Origin of the sequence: Curtobacterium sp. SGAir0471, assembly GCF_005490985.1 — a bacterium.
Classification (GTDB): domain Bacteria; phylum Actinomycetota; class Actinomycetes; order Actinomycetales; family Microbacteriaceae; genus Curtobacterium.
The window spans coordinates 3,516,702-3,531,991 of sequence record NZ_CP027869.1; the positions used below are offsets into that span (position 1 = coordinate 3,516,702).

Genomic DNA, 15,290 nt, shown 5'->3' on the forward strand with positions numbered 1-15,290 from the left:
TGCTCGGCCGGAACCGACCCTCGGGCCCTCCTGTATGCACATCCTCCGCTCCACGCTCGCCGCCGCTGCGACGGCCCTCGTCGCCATCGGCATCGTCGTCACGCCCGCAGGTCCGGACCCGGCCCACGCCGCCACGGTCGACCGCACCACGACCCGCACCGCCGCTCCGGCCGCTGCCGACCAGGGGAGGACGACGGTCTCGATCGCTCCCGCCGGCCGCGGGATCGTCCGACGCGACCAGGACCTGCAGCTCACGGTCACGGTGAGGAACGACACGGACACCGAGGTTCCCGCCGGCTCGGTCGAGCTCGACATCTTCCGCTCCGAGAGCACACGCGACGTCCTCTCCGACTGGCTTGCCGACACCAGCACGACCGGTTACCTCGGCGCCCCGATGGACACCACGGACGTCCCGGCGGTCCCGGCGCACCGATCGGTGACGCAGACCGTGACCATCGTGCCGGGCAACGTCGCCCTGGGCGGGTACTCGTCGTTCGGCGCCCGACGCATCGCCGCCGAGTACACCGCAGGCGACACCTCGGCCGTCGCCCGGTCCGCGATCACGTGGTACCCGGACTTCCAGCAGACCCCGGTCGGCGTCTCCGTCGCCATGCCGATCACCCTCCCGGCCACCGTCGACGGCGTGATCGGCGCCGACGCCCTCGCGGCCGCGACCTCGGTGGACGGGACCCTCACCCAGCAGCTCGACGCCGCCGTGGACCACAACGTGGCCGTGGGCGTCGACCCGCGGATCATCGCCTCGATCCGGTTGCTCGGCGAGAACGCACCGTCCAGCGCCCGGAGCTGGCTCGACCGGCTCGAGGGGCTCCGGAACGAGACCTTCGCGCTGCCGTACGCCGACGCCGACGTGACCGGGCTGCGCCAGGCGGGTGCGGACGGCATCCCCGGCGTCATCTCGCTCGACCAGGCGGTCGAGGAGCAGAACTTCCCCGGTGCCAGCACGCCGACCCCGACCCCCACGGCCACCGCCACGGGGACGCCGACGGCCTCCGCCGGTGCCACCCCCGACGAGACTCCGGGCACGACCCCGACCACCACGGACGACGCGACCGCCGACGCGCAGGACGGCGCGGACCAGGACGGTGCAGCACCGGACGGCACGGGCCAGGACGGCACGGGCCAGGACGGCACGACCACGACACTGCCGACGACGGCCAGCCTGCTCGACTTCCCCTACGCGCTCGACGGTGTCGCCTGGCCCGTCGAGAACACCCTGGCCACGGACGACCTGCCCGCGCTCGCGAAGGCCGGCGCCGAGACGACCATCGTCGCGAGCGGCAACACCTCGGCCGGCCCGGACACCACCGTCGCGGCCTCGGAGCGCATCGGCGACCAGAAGGTGCTCGTCGCCGACCAGGGCATGTCAGCGCTGCTCCGCGAGGCGGCCACCGCCACCGACCAGCGCGACCACGACGCCGCGATGGCCGAGCTCACCGCGACCCTCGCGACCGCAGCCCGTTCCGGCAGCGCGCAGAGCCCCGTGCTCCTGACCCTCGGCCGCGAGTGGCCGACCGACTCGACGATGCTGAGCAGCGCCCTCGACGCGCTCGAGGACACCCCGTGGGTCGCTCCCGCCGACCTCTCGACCGCGGCGAAGGCCACCGCCGGGTCCCTCACGCTGGCCCCGGCCGACGACGGGTCGGACCGCCTCGACCGACTGCGCCGACTGGTCGCGAGCGAGCAGGACCTCACCGCCTTCGCATCCGCCGTCGACGACCCCGCGACCGTCACCGCCCCGGCACGACTGCGCCTGCTCGCCCTGGCGTCGAACGCCTGGCGCGGCGATCCCGAGGCGCTGACCACCGCCGTCGGCAAGCAGGTCCGGACCTGGACGCAGACCACCGACCAGGTGAGCATCCCCGACTCGAGCTCGCTCACGCTCCTCGGCGACCGCTCGTCGTTGCCCGTGTCGGTACGCAACCGCACGGACTACCCGATCACCGTCCTGCTCAACGTCCAGCCGTCGAGCTCGGCGCTGCAGGTCGTGCGGAACGACGTCGAGGTGAAGCTCCAACCGCAGTCCTCGGCCCGCACGACGATCCCGGTCCGGTCGGTCGCGAACGGCAAGGTCAGCCTGACGATGTCGCTGACCACGCCGACCGGGGTCACCGTGTCGCAGCCCACGACCGTCGAGCTCAACGTGCAGGCGCAGTGGGAGACGGTCATCACGGCCGTGGCAGCGATCGGTCTCGTCGCGATCTTCGGCTTCGGGATCTTCCGTAGCATCCGGAAGCGCATCCGACGCCGCAACGGCGATCTCGACGACGAGGACGACGACGACCCGAACCGCCCGCTCGCGGTGCAGCCCGATGCGCCCGGTGCTCCCGCCGCCCGGTCTGGAGGCTCGTCCGGCGTCGCGCAGGCGGCCCCCGCAGCCGCGGTGGTCGGCGCAGGGGCGGTCGGTGCAGGGGCGGTCGGTGCAGCAGCCGTCGGCACCACCGCCGTGTCCGGTCCCGCGCACGTCGCACCGAACGGGTCCGGCGCACCACAGCAGGACGGCGCGCGCCCTGCGGACGCGACCGTCCGCGACGGAGGTGAGCCGCGCCTCCCGGCCGGCCGACCTGACCAGGACGACACCGTGTCCGATCCCGAGGAGCCGACCATCAGCACGCAGCAGCAGCCCGCCGTCGACGCGGAGCCCGCAGCCGAGCGGAACCTCGGACGGGCGAGCGCGATGCTCGCCGCGGGCACGATGCTCTCGCGGGTGCTCGGCTTCGGCAAGACCTTCGTGCTGGCGTACGCGATCGGCCAGGCGCACTCGCCGGGTGCCGACGCCTTCGCCCTGGCGAACCAGCTGCCGAACAACATCTACGCCCTCATCGCGGGTGGCCTGCTCTCCGCGGTGCTCATCCCGCAGATCGTGCGGTCGATGCAGCAGAGCCGCGACGGCGGGACGGCGTACGTCAACAAGATCGTGACGCTCGGCACCACCGTGTTCGTCGTCATCACGATCGTCGCCACGGTCCTCGCGCCGTTCCTCGTCTGGCTGTACAGCCAACAGGCCACGGGCGACGGCAAGGGCTTCACGCCGGCCCAGACCGACCTCGCGGTCGCGTTCGCGTTCTGGTGCCTCCCCCAGATCCTCTTCTACGCGCTGTACTCGCTGCTCGGCGAGGTCCTGAACGCCAAGCAGGTCTTCGGTCCGTTCACGTGGGCGCCGCTCATCAACAACGTCATCGCGATCGCCGGCCTCGTCGTCTTCATCGCGATGTTCGGCGACCAGGCGGTCAACTCCTCGGTCGACTCGTGGACCCCCCTGAAGATCGCCGTCCTCGCCGGCAGTGCATCGCTCGGTGTGATGGCCCAGGCCGCGTTCCTGCCGTTCTTCTGGAAGCGTGCGGGACTGTCGTTCCGTCCGGACTTCCGGTGGCGCGGGGTCGGGCTCAAGGCGACCGGCACGGCGGCAGGCTGGCTCTTCGCGATGATCCTCGTCACGCAGCTCGCGGGCATCGTGCAGTCGCGCGTCGCGTCGCTCGGCACGGGCGCCGCGGGCAACGCGGTCCTGCAGAACGCGTGGCTGCTCTTCATGTTGCCGCACTCGATCTTCGCGGTGTCGATCGCGACGGCGTACTTCACGCGGATGAGCCACGACGCAGAACGGGGCGACCTGGACGCCGTCCGGCGCAACCTGTCGCTGTCCCTGCGGATCGTCGGACTGTTCACGGTGTTCGCGTCCGTGGCACTGATCGTGGTGTCCGTGCCGTTCGGGCGCATGTTCGCCGGCACCTTCGAGCAGGCGCTCTCCATCGGCGCGGTGCTGCTCGCCTACATGCCCGGTCTGGTGCTGTTCAGCATGCTCTTCATCATCCAGCGGGTCTTCTGGGCGATGCACGACCACCGCACGCCGTTCCTCATGCAGTGCGTGCAGTCGGTGCTGTTCGTCATCGGGGCCCTCGCCGTCGCGACGTTCCCGCAGAGCATCGTCGGTGTCTCGATCGCAGCGTGCACGACGCTGGCGGGGACCGCGCAGACGATCGTGGCGCTCGTCCTCGTCCGTCGTCGCCTGAACGGCATCGAGGGGCCCGTCGTCACCCGTTCGCACGTGCAGTTCGTCATCGCCGCGCTCATCGCGGGCGTCGCCGGTGCCGTGGTCGTGTCCACCCTCGGCGCCTTCGTCGAGGACGGCTTCGCGATGTCCGACCGGACGGGCGCGTTCATCACCATCGTGCTCAGCGGTGCAGCGATGGCGGTCGTGTACTTCGGCGCCCTGGTCGTCGCGAGGAACGGCGAGATCGCGAACGCCGTGAAGCTCCTCCGCGCGCGACTCGGACGCTGATCACCGGCTGTCCGCTCCCCGGTGGCGCGGAATGTCCCGCCGGTACCATGTGTTGACCCGGTCAGCACTCAACGGAAGGGCAGCGAGGCACATGCGCCAGCTCATCATCATCGGTTCCGGTCCCGCCGGGTTCACCGCCGGCATCTACGCCGCGCGCGCGGAGCTCAAGCCCCTGATCGTCGCGTCGAGCGTCGAGACCGGTGGCGAGCTCACCAAGACCACCGAGGTCGAGAACTTCCCGGGCTTCCCCGAGGGGATCCAGGGCCCGGACCTCATGATCAAGATGCAGGAGCAGGCCGAGAAGTTCGGTGCCGAGGTCCTGTACGACGACGCCGTCTCGGTCGACCTGACCGGCGAGGTCAAGAAGGTCACGGTCGGCTCCGGTGAGACGTACGAGGCCCTCGCGGTCATCTACGCGACCGGTTCGGCGTACCGACACCTCGGCCTCGCCGACGAGGAGCGACTCTCCGGCCACGGTGTGAGCTGGTGCGCGACCTGCGACGGCTTCTTCTTCCGCCAGAAGAACATCGCGGTGGTCGGCGGTGGCGACTCCGCGATGGAGGAGGCCACGTTCCTCACCCGCTTCGCCGACAAGGTGACGGTCATCCACCGCAAGGACACCCTGCGTGCGTCGAAGATCATGCAGGACCGCGCGATGAACGACCCGAAGATCGAGTTCGCGTGGAACAAGGAGGTCACCGGGATCACGGGTGACTCCTCGGTCGAGGGCGTCACCCTCCGCGACACGGTGACCGGTGAGGAATCCTCACTCCAGCTCGACGGGCTGTTCATCGCCATCGGCAACGACCCGCGCACGCACCTGGTCCACGGGCAGATCGACCTCGCGCCCGAGGGCACCATCGCGGTCCAGGGTCGCTCGTCGCGGACCAACCTGCCGGGTGTCTTCGCCGCGGGTGACGTCATCGACCCGACCTACCGCCAGGCGATCACGGCGGCCGGCTCCGGCACCGTCGCCGCCCTCGACGCGGAGAAGTACCTCGCCGACCTCGACGACGCGCTCGTCGACCAGGCCGAGGGTGTCACGCCCGAGGGCCCGGCGATCATCGACGTCGAGGCCGCCAGAGCCTGACCCACCTCGGAATACCGCGGCGGCCCAGCCGTTGCACCAACTGAACTTCTCGAAGGAGCACACATGTCCAACGCAAAGGCCGTCACCGACGCCACCTTCTCGGACGAGGTCCTCAAGTCCGACAAGACCATCCTCGTCGACTTCTGGGCCGAGTGGTGCGGCCCGTGTCGCGCCGTCTCCCCGATCCTCGACCAGATCGCCGCGGAGCACGCCGACAAGATCGAGATCGTCAAGCTCAACGTCGACGACAACCCGCAGTCGGCCATGAACTACCAGATCACGTCCATCCCGGCGATGAAGGTGTTCAAGGGCGGCGAGGTCGTCAAGACCGTCATCGGCGCGAAGCCGAAGCCGGCGCTCGAGGCCGACCTCGCCGAGTTCCTGGCGTAGGCACCCCGCACGACCCTGACGGCCCCGCTCTCCCCGGAGAGCGGGGCCGTCGTCGTCCGGGTCGTCGTGCGGGGGGAGTGCCAGCTGGACGTGGGCGGGCCACAGCTTCAGGATCGGCCCCTGACTCCCACCGCAGATCCGGCGGGCAATGTCGTAGTGTGGCGGGAATGTCCCACTGAACGGAGCACACGATGACGAACGGCAACAGCCTCGACCCCTGGTACGACTCCTACGCCCAGCGCACCGCCGGGCTGAGCGCCTCCGAGGTCCGAGCCCTGTTCGCCGTGGCATCGCGGCCCGAGGTGGTCTCGCTCGCCGGTGGCATGCCGTACGTCTCGGCGCTGCCGCGCGAGCTCGTCACCGGGTCGATCGACCGGGTGATGACCGAGGACGCCGCCATGGCGCTGCAGTACGGCGGCGGCCAGGGTCTGCGGTCCCTGCGCGAGCACATCGTCGACGTGATGAGCCTCGAGGGCATCCGTGCCAGTGCCGAGGACGTCGTGGTCACCACCGGCTCGCAGCACGCGCTGGACCTCGTCACGCGACTGTTCATCGACCCGGGCGACGTCGTGCTCGCCGAGTCGCCCTCGTACGTCGGCGCCATCGGCGTCTTCCGCTCGTACCAGGCGGAGACGGTCCACGTCACGACCGACGAGCACGGCCTGGTCCCCGAGGCGCTGCGCGAGGCGATCGCGAACCTGCGCGCGCAGGGCAAGCGGATCAAGTTCCTCTACACGATCCCGAACTTCCACAACCCGGCCGGCGTCACGATGAGCCGTGAGCGTCGCATCGAGGTCCTCGACATCTGCCGATCGAACGGCATCCTCGTGCTCGAGGACAACCCCTACGGACTGCTCTGGTTTGACGAGCCCGCGCCGCAGGCGATCCGTTCGATCGACGACGAGGGCGTGGTCTACCTCGGGTCCTTCTCGAAGACCCTCGCCCCGGGCTTCCGCGTCGGCTGGGCGCTCGCCCCGCACGCGATCCGCGAAAAGCTCGTCCTGGCCAACGAGTCCGCCGTCCTCGCGCCGAACTCCTTCGGTCAGTACGTCGTGAACGCCTACCTGGACGCCGCAGACTGGAAGGGGCAGGTCGACACCTTCCGAGGCCTCTACGCGGAGCGCAGGGACGCCATGCTGGCCGCGCTGGGGGAGTTCCTGCCCGACCTGTCGTGGACGAAGCCGAACGGCGGCTTCTTCGTCTGGCTCACGCTGCCGGAGTCGCTCGACTCGAAGGGCATGCTGCCCCGTGCCGTGAAGGAGTTGGTCGCCTACACGCCCGGGACCGCGTTCTACGCCGACGGCCGCGGCGGGGGCAACATCCGCCTGTCGTTCTGCTACCCGACGCCGGACCAGATCCGGGTCGGGGTCAAGCGCCTCGCGACGGTCATCAACGACGAGCTCGAGCTACTCGAGACCTTCGGGCACTCCACGCGGCCGAGCGCGGTCACCGAGTCGCGCTCCACCGTGGTCGCACCGCCGCCGAACATCTCCTGACCAGCACTTCCATCGACCGTTCCACCCGGAGGACCCTCGCATGGCCGAGCTCACCCGTCGTCACGTCGTCGTCGTCGCGGGAGGGATCTCGCACGAGCGCGACGTCTCGCTCCGATCGGGTCGTCGCGTTGCCGACTCCCTGACGGGCTACGGCTGGCAGGTCGACCTACGTGACGCCGACGCCACCCTCCTGCCGGCGCTCCGCGAATCTCGCCCGGACGTCGTGTGGCCGGCGCTGCACGGCGCGTCCGGTGAGGACGGCGCGCTGCGCGGTGTCTTGGAGGCACTCGACATCCCGTTCGTCGGCTCGCGGTCGACATCCGCTCGGCTCGCGTGGGACAAGCCCACCTCGTCCGCGCTGGTCGCGCGTGCGGGCGTGCGTACCCCGCGGTCGGTCACGCTGTCGCACGACGTCTTCCGTGAGCTCGGGGCCGTCGGGGTGCTCGACGCGATCGCGGCGGAGCACCCGGTGCCGCTGGCGGTGAAGCCCGCACGAGGCGGCAGTGCACAGGGCGTGACGCTCGTCGAGGACCCGCACGACCTGCCCCGTGCGATGGTGTCGGCGTACACCTACTGCGACGACGTCATCGTCGAGCAGCTTATCCGCGGGACCGAGGTGGCCGTCGGCATCATCGACACCGGCGACGGTCCGGTCGCCCTGGCCGCGGTCGAGATCGTCCCGAAGAGCGGGACCTACGGCTTCGAGGCGCGGTACAACGCGGGGGAGACGACGTTCTTCACACCGGCTCGGCTCTCCGACGAGTTCGCTCGCGCAGCAGCAGACGCCGCAGTTGCAGCACACACCGCGCTCGGCCTCCGCCACCTCTCGCGCGTCGACCTGATCGTGGACGGCGCTGGTACGCCCTGGTTCCTCGAGGCGAACGTCCTTCCGGGGCTGACTGAGACCTCACTCGTTCCGCAGGCCCTCAGCGCATCCGGCTTCGACCTCGGGTGGACGTACGCCGAGCTGGCGGAGCAGGCGATCCGCGACCACCGCGCCTGATCATGTCCGCGAAGGGCAGTGTTCCACGTGGAACACTGCCCTTTGTCGTTGCTCTGGTGGGTTCGGCCACCCTCGCCGCGCTGACCTTCGGTGAGGCGGTCCATGCCCGGGCATCAGCGCAGGCACGTGCAGAGCTCGGCGACAACCAGCGGTACGGGGAGGAGCTGATTGCTTCGCATCAGGGCCGTACCTGCAATGTCGTCGTCCTCGGTTTCGCCGATCGAGGGGATCGCCCCAATGCCGTGAACCGCTGGCGAGCGCGGATCGCTGCCCGGACAGCGCTGCGTCTTGCGGCGCATGGAGTAACCATCACCGTCATATGCTGCGGTGGAGCCGCCCGGGGCACCCGTCCTGAAGCCGACCTGCTCGCTGAAACAGTGCGCGCAACAGGGTGGCTCGGTGAGATTCGGTGCGACCGGGAGAGTGTGTCGACATGGGAGAACATCACCAATGCGCGGAAGCTCCTCAATGACTCGGCCATGATCGCGATCTGCTCGAACGGTCTCCACGCTGCCAAGGCTCGTGCGTACCTCCGTCGTCAAGACCTGCGGCTCGCAAACCGGCTCGTGCCCGCTGACGACTATCGGTTCGGAGAGATGATCCTCTTCAAGCCGATCTTCGCGGCAGTCGGGCTCTGGAAGCTCGCTTCGCTGCGCAGCGTTTCACGTGGAACATGAACTCCTGCTGCGCCATCCCTCCGGGCGCAGTCGTACGACGGTCCCGACACCGATCGGCTGCAGGCCGGAAGCAGGTGCGATGCGCTGAGCGTCCTGCTCCGCCCGGTAGCCCTCTCGCCCCGCGGGTCTCCCTTTCGGACAGACCCGGCGGATCCCGCCGGCAAGGGGATGAGACGGGGCAATTCGCCGCCCTGGCCATCGCCAGCCCATCAGCGCGCGATACCTCTCGGACCACGACCGCCAGCTGGTGGGGAGCAGGCAACTCCTCGTCCGCGCCCCGGGCTTCCGCCTCCGAGGAATCCCGGTCATCCTTCGACGACCCTCATCTCGAGCCGGCAGTCGTACTCGGACGCTTGCGGACGCCTCGTTCGGCTTGAGGCTCTCCACTCAGTCCTTGGCGCCCTGGCCACTCAGACGACGGGATCGGCTCGGATAGCCGAGGCATCCGGAACCCCGACCGTTGAGCCGTAGCGGGCCACAGCTCCCGATCAACGGGCCTTCGTCTTCATGGGGATCGGGCGGCAGTGTCGAATGTTCCACGTGGAACGGACGCTGGATTGCCGCACGACCGTCAGCAGGCGAATACGAGACCACGGTGGCCACAGAGACGACAGGAGGGCACGACAGCCCGCCAGAGCGCTCCTGCCGGCTCAGAAGGGCCTTGCCGTTATGCGAACCAGCCAGACCTGAGCGAGGCCGTCAGAAGGGCGCCTGCGGCTCAGGGCGCGTCTTGCCGAGTGCACTCGAACCGGCAGATCAGCTCCGTGAACACAGTGACGTGCGGGAGCGGCTCAGTCGGTGACGTCGCTGATGCCGAGTTCGCCGAGGATGCGGTTCAGGTCGTCCCCGTTCGCGAAGTCGATCGTGACGGAACTCTTCCGGGCTCCGACAGCGATCTTCACACGCGTGTTCAGCCGGTCGCCGATGCGCTCAGCCAGGTCGTTGAAGTGCGCCTGTCGCTTCGACGGCTCCGCCTTCGGCTTCACCGGCGTCTTCGCCGCGAGCTGCTGCGCGATGGCCTCGGCCGCGCGCACCGACAGGTCCTCGTTGACGATCTTCTCGGCCAGGTACTCCATCGCCTCTGCATCGGGCGCCGCGAGGATCGCCCGCGCGTGTCCAGCCGACAGCACACCGGCGGCGACGCGGCGCTGCACGGGGGAGGGCAGGCGGAGCAGCCGGATGGTGTTCGTGATCTGCGGGCGCGACCGACCGATACGCTGCGCGAGCTGCTCCTGGGTGATCCCGAAGTCAGCGAGGAGCTGCTGGTACGCCGACGCCTCTTCCAGCGGGTTCAGCTGTGCGCGGTGCAGGTTCTCGAGCAACGCGTCTCGCAGCATCGCATCATCGGGGGTGTCCTTGACGATCGCCGGGATCGTCGCGAGCCCGAGTTCCTTCGTCGCACGGAGACGCCGCTCACCCATGATGAGCTCGTACTGCGGCTCGGTTCCCGAGGCACCCGCGATCGGGCGGACGACGATCGGCTGGAGCACGCCGATCTCGCGGATCGAGTGCACGAGCTCCTGGAGCTCTTCCTCGCGGAACTCCTTCCGCGGCTGCTGCGCGTTCGGCACCACGTCGAGCGGGTTGAGGTTCGCGAGCCGCGCACCCGGAACGGCCACCAGGTCCTCGGCGGTCGCCCCGCCGGCAGACGGGGGAGATGCCGGGGATCCACCGGTCGGGAAGAACACGTCGACCGGGCGGTCCTGCTGGTCCGACGCCGTGGGGATCAGGGCGCCGATACCTCGACCGAGGCCGGTTCGCTTGGGTGCCATCAGTCCTGCGCTCCTCGTGCTGCGATCTCGGCGGCCGCCTCCAGGTAGGAGAGCGACCCTGACGAGTTGACGTCGTACGACACGACGCTCTGGCCGTAACTCGGTGCTTCGCTCACGCGAACCGACCGGGGGATCACGGCCTTGAGGACCTGTTCTCCGAAGTGCTCACGGACATCCGCTGCAACCTGGTTCGACAGGTTGGTGCGCCCGTCGAACATCGTGAGCAGGATGGTCGAGACGCGGAGATTCGGGTTGAGATGCCGCTCGATCAGCTCGATGTTCCGCAGGAGCTGGCTGAGGCCCTCGAGTGCGTAGTACTCGGTCTGGATCGGGATCAGCACCTCGTGGGCCGCGACGAACGCGTTGATCGTCAGCAGTCCGAGCGAGGGCGGGCAGTCGATGAACACGTAGTGGTACGGCTCGTCGAGCGAGGACAGGTACTGGTCGAGCGCCGTTCGTAGCCGCTGCTCGCGGGCGACCAGGGAGACGAGCTCGATCTCGGCGCCGGCGAGGTGGATCGTCGCTGGCACGCACCACAGCGTTTCGGACTCGGGGGAGCGTTGCACCGCATCAGCGATCGGCGCCTCGTCGACGATCACGTCGTAGACGCTCGTCACCTCGGCCTGGTGCTCGACTCCGAGCGCCGTCGAGGCGTTGCCCTGCGGGTCGAGGTCGATCACCAGCACCCGGGCGCCACCGTGGGCCAGCGCGGCGGCCAGGTTGACGGTCGTGGTCGTCTTGCCGACCCCGCCCTTCTGGTTCGACACGGTGAAGACGCGGGTCTTCTCGGGGAGCGGGAACTGCTGGGTCGCGATCGCCCGGCGTCGTCGGTTCAGATCCGCGAGCTCGCGGGCCAGGGGCGTCGACGCGTCGTAGTCGGTCGATGAACTCAACGAAGACCTCTTCCCCGGGTCAGTGTTCCACGTGGAACGTCGGGCGTTCGGCGTCCGGCGGAGCCGGACCCAGCCGCGGCGTCAGTCAACTGTAGCCCGGAAGACTCGCGTGGTCTCCTCGACCACACCGTCCCCGAGCTCGAGCACCTCGACATCGGTCAGGCGCTTGCGCAGGATGACCTTCCGGGCCTTCTCGATCTCCTCGTCGACTCGCGCACCCTTCATGAGGACGAGCTGCCCGCCCGACCGGACCAGCGGCACAGTGAGGGGGATGAGCTTCGAGAGCGCACTCACCGCTCGCGCCGTCACCTGGTCGACCACGACGGAGTCCGCGACGTCCTCCGCTCGTCCGCGCAGGACCGTGACGTTCTCGAGCCCGAGCCGCTCCGACTCCGCGTTCAGCCAGTCGCAGCGACGCTCCATCGGCTCGATGAGCGTGAAGGTGACGTCGGGGCGGGCGATCGCGAGCACGAGACCGGGCAATCCGGCACCGGAACCAACGTCGGCGACGCGACCGTCGGCCTCCAGAAGGGGAGCGAGCAGTGCAGAGTTGAGGATGTGTCGCGTCCACAGTCGCGGCAGTTCGAGCGGGCCGATCAGGCCCAGCTCCTCGCCGCGGCGGGCGAGCTCGGCGGTGAAGGACCGTGCGAGCTCGATGCGGTCCCCGAACAGGACCGCAGCGGCCGCCGGCTCCTGCTCCAGGACCGGCGTGACCTCGTCCGTCATCGGGTGACGACCGTGTGGCGGTCTCGTCCCTCGCCCTCGGACTCCGAGTGGAAGCCCTTCTCCGCGACCAGGTCGTGCACGAGCTTGCGCTCGTACGACGACATCGGGGGCAGTGCTGCGGACGACGAACCCGCCTCGATGCGTTCGACCGCGGTGTCGACCAGTCGCTGGAGCTCGGTGGCGCGGGCGTCCCGCGAGCCGCCGATGTCCAGGATGAGCCGGCTGAACTCACCGGTCTCCGCCTGCACGGCGATCCGGGTGAGCTCCTGCAGGGCCGACACCGTCTCCGGCTTCGACAGCACCCGCAGCGCACCGCCCTCGTCGCTCACGGACAGGTACACCCGCCCGGCACGTTCCTCGATCTCGATGTCACCGTCGAGGTCGCAGATGTCGAGGAGCTCCTCGATGTAGTCCGCAGCGATGTCCGCTTCGTCGCGGGCGTCGTCGGTCTCGACGGGAGCGTCGACGGTGGGGGCGGTGTCCTGCTCGGTCACTTACTTCTTCCCGTTCTTCTTGGAGCGGTTCTTGCCGACGGGCTGCTGGCGCTGCGTGGTCACGCGGACGGGCTCGACCTCGACCGCTGCCGAGCCGGCGCCGGCCTCGGCGAGCACCGGGGTGCCGCGGCGCTGGGCCTTCTTGGCGAGGCGGGCCTCGCGGGCGAGCGCGGCCTCGGAACCCGGGGTCGGCATGCTGCGGATCACGAAGTACTGCTGCGCCATCGTCCAGATGTTCGACGCGAGCCAGTAGAACATGACGCCGAGGGGGAAGCTGAGGCCCGAGATCACGAAGACGAGCGGGAGGATGTACAGCATCATCTTCTGCTGGCGGTACATCGGCGACGCCTTGGTCTCCGGCGACATGTTCTTGGCCACGAGCTGCAGCTGGGTGACGAACTGCGACGCGGTCATCACGACGATCATGAAGCCGGCGATGACGCGGACCTCCCACCCGGAGGCGTTCGTGAAGGTCTCGTGCAGGGGAGCGCCGAACAGGGCGGCGTTGCCGAAGTCCTGCGCCAGGGTGTTCGTGAGCAGGCCGATGCCCGTCTTGTTGATCTGCGCCTCGTGCAGCACCGAGTACAGCGAGAAGAAGATCGGCATCTGGATGAGCAGCGGCAGGCAGGAGCTCAGCGGGTTCGTCCCGGTCTCCTTGTAGAGCGCCATGGTCTCGCGGCTCATGGCCTCACGCGAGAACTGGTCCTTCTTGCCCTTGTACTTGTCCTGGATCTTCTTCAGCTGCGGCGCGACCTCGAGCATCCGGCGCTGCGACTTGATCTGCCGGACGAAGATCGGGATCAGCGCGGCCCGGACCACGAAGGTCAGGAAGATGATCGACAGCACCCACGTGATGCCGGCCGACGGGTCCATGCCGAGGGACTCGAAGATCCAGTGGAAGGCCACGAGGATCGCCGAGACCACCCACTTCAGTGGCCAGAGGATCGTTCCGATGAAGTCCATGAGGACGGTCACGCCTTTCGAGTGCGCTGGGGGAGCAGGACCGGACGACGGACATCGCCGGACGACTGGGGGTGCAGCTGGGACGGAGGGAGCACGAACCCGAACCGGGTCAGGCGGTAGGGACGGTCACGCTCGCGAACGTCGTCGATCCCACCGGCAGCCCACGGGTTGCACCGCGCGATCCGCCAGGCCCCCATCGCCGACCCGCGCACGACGCCGTACTGCTGGATGGCCTCGAGCGCGTACCGTGAGCACGACGGGTGGTAGCGGCAGACGTTCCCGTACAGGGGAGAGATGACCGCGCGGTAGGCGCGCAGCACGACGACGCACACGTTGCGTGGGAGCAACGCGACGACCCAGGCCAGTCGGTTCAACGCCAGCCGGGTCCACTGGATGCGGTTCATGCTGCCTTCTCCACCCCGCGCGCGAAGGAGCGCGAGACGTCTCCGAGCAGGGTAGGCCATCCGGCCTGCGCTGCGGCTGGCAAGGCCCTGATGACCACGTCGTGGCCGGTCGGTACCTCGGTCAGCAGCTCGTGGGCGATGGCCTTGAGCCGACGACGGATCGTGTTGCGGACGACGGCGTTCCCGACCGTCTTCGCGACGATGAACCCGAAGCGGGTCGGATCGTCCGGGCCGGGCGCGACGATGTCCGGGCCGCCCGCGCCCTGGGGCGTGCCACCGACCGGCCGTCGGACCACGGATACGACGACGTGCGCCGTGGCGCTCCTGCGACCACGACGCACGACGGACCGGTAGTCGTCACCGCGGACGATGCGGTTGGCGCGGGCCAACACGATCGCTACCGGGTTCCGATTCGGGACCGGATCAGACGCTGCCCCGAGGGGCGCAGCCCGATCAGGCGCTGAGCTCGGTGCGGCCCTTGCTGCGGCGCGCGGCGAGGATGGCGCGGCCGGCACGGGTGCGCATGCGGGCGCGGAAGCCGTGCTTCTTGGCGCGACGACGGTTGTTCGGCTGGAAGGTGCGCTTGCTCATGATGATCTCCACACGGCTGCGCTCGAGGACGGGCTCAGCGCGAGCCGACACGTATGTCTGGACAGCCGCTCGACGAGGCCGAACGACACGATGGGCGCGACCGAATGGCCGCAGTCAACTGGTTAACGGTACGTGACAGGGGCGGCGAGGTCAAACGGTGCCGAGGACCGGGGTCGACCGAGGCATCCGCACGATCATCATCCACATTGGGGAAAACGTGCGTTCGGTACGACTCGGTCGGACCCTTTACAGTGGTGTGATCGATCGGCCCGTTCCGCGGAGCGACGGGGGAGTCACCTCAGCATCCGCAGCCGGACCGCCGTGGACAGGACTGTGGACAACCCTGTGGATCACCACTGCAGGGGACAGCGGTCCGCCCCGTGGAACCGTCCGCGCCGACACGGCTCGGCGCGCACCGACCACCCACCAGGTGGACCGGTGTCCGGCCACGCCCGACACCAGCACACCGACAGCAGACCAGGAGACCAGCGCGA

14 protein-coding genes are annotated in these 15,290 nt (G+C 69.3%); 6 read left to right on the forward strand and 8 right to left on the reverse strand.

The window, feature by feature from the left end; translation table 11 throughout:
* Positions 1-34 precede the first annotated feature (34 nt).
* The 6 genes from C1N91_RS16430 to C1N91_RS16455 all read left to right on the forward strand — a co-directional run bounded on the left by C1N91_RS16430 (position 35) and on the right by C1N91_RS16455 (position 8,953).
* Entirely contained in the window at positions 35-4,297 is a 4,263-nt protein-coding gene (locus tag C1N91_RS16430) for a DUF6049 family protein (protein WP_137768575.1), read from the forward strand.
* A gap of 91 nt (positions 4,298-4,388) precedes the next feature.
* Positions 4,389-5,387, forward strand: a complete 999-nt coding sequence (trxB, locus tag C1N91_RS16435) for a thioredoxin-disulfide reductase (protein ID WP_137768576.1) — start codon at positions 4,389-4,391, stop codon at positions 5,385-5,387.
* 63 nt (positions 5,388-5,450) lie between these two features.
* The gene (gene trxA / locus C1N91_RS16440; RefSeq protein WP_022832611.1) at positions 5,451-5,777 is read left to right on the forward strand and encodes a thioredoxin; all 327 of its coding nucleotides are present in this window, start codon (positions 5,451-5,453) and stop codon (positions 5,775-5,777) included.
* A 191-nt stretch (positions 5,778-5,968) separates the two neighbouring features.
* Positions 5,969-7,273: an aminotransferase-like domain-containing protein gene (locus tag C1N91_RS16445; RefSeq protein WP_137768577.1), complete on the forward strand. Its 1,305-nt coding sequence runs from the start codon at positions 5,969-5,971 to the stop codon at positions 7,271-7,273.
* Positions 7,274-7,313: 40 nt separating this feature from the next.
* Positions 7,314-8,276, forward strand: coding sequence for a D-alanine--D-alanine ligase family protein (locus C1N91_RS16450; protein WP_137768578.1), 963 nt, complete (start codon positions 7,314-7,316; stop codon positions 8,274-8,276).
* A gap of 2 nt (positions 8,277-8,278) precedes the next feature.
* Positions 8,279-8,953 (forward strand): ElyC/SanA/YdcF family protein, encoded by a 675-nt coding sequence (locus tag C1N91_RS16455; RefSeq protein WP_137768579.1) that lies wholly within the window; start codon positions 8,279-8,281, stop codon positions 8,951-8,953.
* A 791-nt stretch (positions 8,954-9,744) separates the two neighbouring features.
* Here C1N91_RS16455 and C1N91_RS16460 read toward each other — a convergent pair.
* From C1N91_RS16460 to rpmH, 8 genes are all read right to left on the reverse strand, one after another.
* Positions 9,745-10,725 (reverse strand): ParB/RepB/Spo0J family partition protein, encoded by a 981-nt coding sequence (locus C1N91_RS16460; RefSeq protein ID WP_137768580.1) that lies wholly within the window; start codon positions 10,723-10,725, stop codon positions 9,745-9,747.
* Entirely contained in the window at positions 10,725-11,618 is an 894-nt protein-coding gene (locus tag C1N91_RS16465) for a ParA family protein (RefSeq protein ID WP_137768581.1), read from the reverse strand. The genes C1N91_RS16460 and C1N91_RS16465 overlap by 1 nt, the downstream gene beginning before the upstream one ends.
* 81 nt (positions 11,619-11,699) lie before the next feature.
* On the reverse strand, positions 11,700-12,344 hold the full coding sequence (rsmG, locus tag C1N91_RS16470; RefSeq protein ID WP_137768582.1) for a 16S rRNA (guanine(527)-N(7))-methyltransferase RsmG: 645 nt from the start codon (positions 12,342-12,344) through the stop codon (positions 11,700-11,702).
* The gene (locus C1N91_RS16475; RefSeq protein ID WP_137768583.1) at positions 12,341-12,838 is read right to left on the reverse strand and encodes a Jag family protein; all 498 of its coding nucleotides are present in this window, start codon (positions 12,836-12,838) and stop codon (positions 12,341-12,343) included. The genes rsmG and C1N91_RS16475 overlap by 4 nt, the downstream gene beginning before the upstream one ends.
* On the reverse strand, positions 12,839-13,801 hold the full coding sequence (gene yidC / locus C1N91_RS16480) for a membrane protein insertase YidC (protein ID WP_137768584.1): 963 nt from the start codon (positions 13,799-13,801) through the stop codon (positions 12,839-12,841).
* An 8-nt stretch (positions 13,802-13,809) separates the two neighbouring features.
* The gene (yidD, locus tag C1N91_RS16485) at positions 13,810-14,205 is read right to left on the reverse strand and encodes a membrane protein insertion efficiency factor YidD (RefSeq protein ID WP_137768585.1); all 396 of its coding nucleotides are present in this window, start codon (positions 14,203-14,205) and stop codon (positions 13,810-13,812) included.
* On the reverse strand, positions 14,202-14,597 hold the full coding sequence (rnpA, locus tag C1N91_RS16490; RefSeq protein ID WP_137768586.1) for a ribonuclease P protein component: 396 nt from the start codon (positions 14,595-14,597) through the stop codon (positions 14,202-14,204). The genes yidD and rnpA overlap by 4 nt, the downstream gene beginning before the upstream one ends.
* A gap of 61 nt (positions 14,598-14,658) precedes the next feature.
* Positions 14,659-14,796, reverse strand: coding sequence for a 50S ribosomal protein L34 (gene rpmH, locus C1N91_RS16495; protein ID WP_019181680.1), 138 nt, complete (start codon positions 14,794-14,796; stop codon positions 14,659-14,661).
* Positions 14,797-15,290: the final 494 nt, after the last annotated feature.

Coding starts and splice junctions, on each gene's coding strand:
- rsmG (WP_137768582.1), bottom strand. CDS start 12,344: ATGACGGACGAGGTCACGCCGGTCCTGGAGCAGGAGCCGGCGGCCGCT.
- trxA (WP_022832611.1), top strand. CDS start 5,451: ATGTCCAACGCAAAGGCCGTCACCGACGCCACCTTCTCGGACGAGGTC.
- yidC (WP_137768584.1), bottom strand. CDS start 13,801: ATGGACTTCATCGGAACGATCCTCTGGCCACTGAAGTGGGTGGTCTCG.
- yidD (WP_137768585.1), bottom strand. CDS start 14,205: ATGAACCGCATCCAGTGGACCCGGCTGGCGTTGAACCGACTGGCCTGG.
- rpmH (WP_019181680.1), bottom strand. CDS start 14,796: ATGAGCAAGCGCACCTTCCAGCCGAACAACCGTCGTCGCGCCAAGAAG.
- C1N91_RS16445 (WP_137768577.1), top strand. CDS start 5,969: ATGACGAACGGCAACAGCCTCGACCCCTGGTACGACTCCTACGCCCAG.
- C1N91_RS16450 (WP_137768578.1), top strand. CDS start 7,314: ATGGCCGAGCTCACCCGTCGTCACGTCGTCGTCGTCGCGGGAGGGATC.
- trxB (WP_137768576.1), top strand. CDS start 4,389: ATGCGCCAGCTCATCATCATCGGTTCCGGTCCCGCCGGGTTCACCGCC.
- C1N91_RS16430 (WP_137768575.1), top strand. CDS start 35: ATGCACATCCTCCGCTCCACGCTCGCCGCCGCTGCGACGGCCCTCGTC.
- C1N91_RS16455 (WP_137768579.1), top strand. CDS start 8,279: ATGTCCGCGAAGGGCAGTGTTCCACGTGGAACACTGCCCTTTGTCGTT.
- C1N91_RS16460 (WP_137768580.1), bottom strand. CDS start 10,725: ATGGCACCCAAGCGAACCGGCCTCGGTCGAGGTATCGGCGCCCTGATC.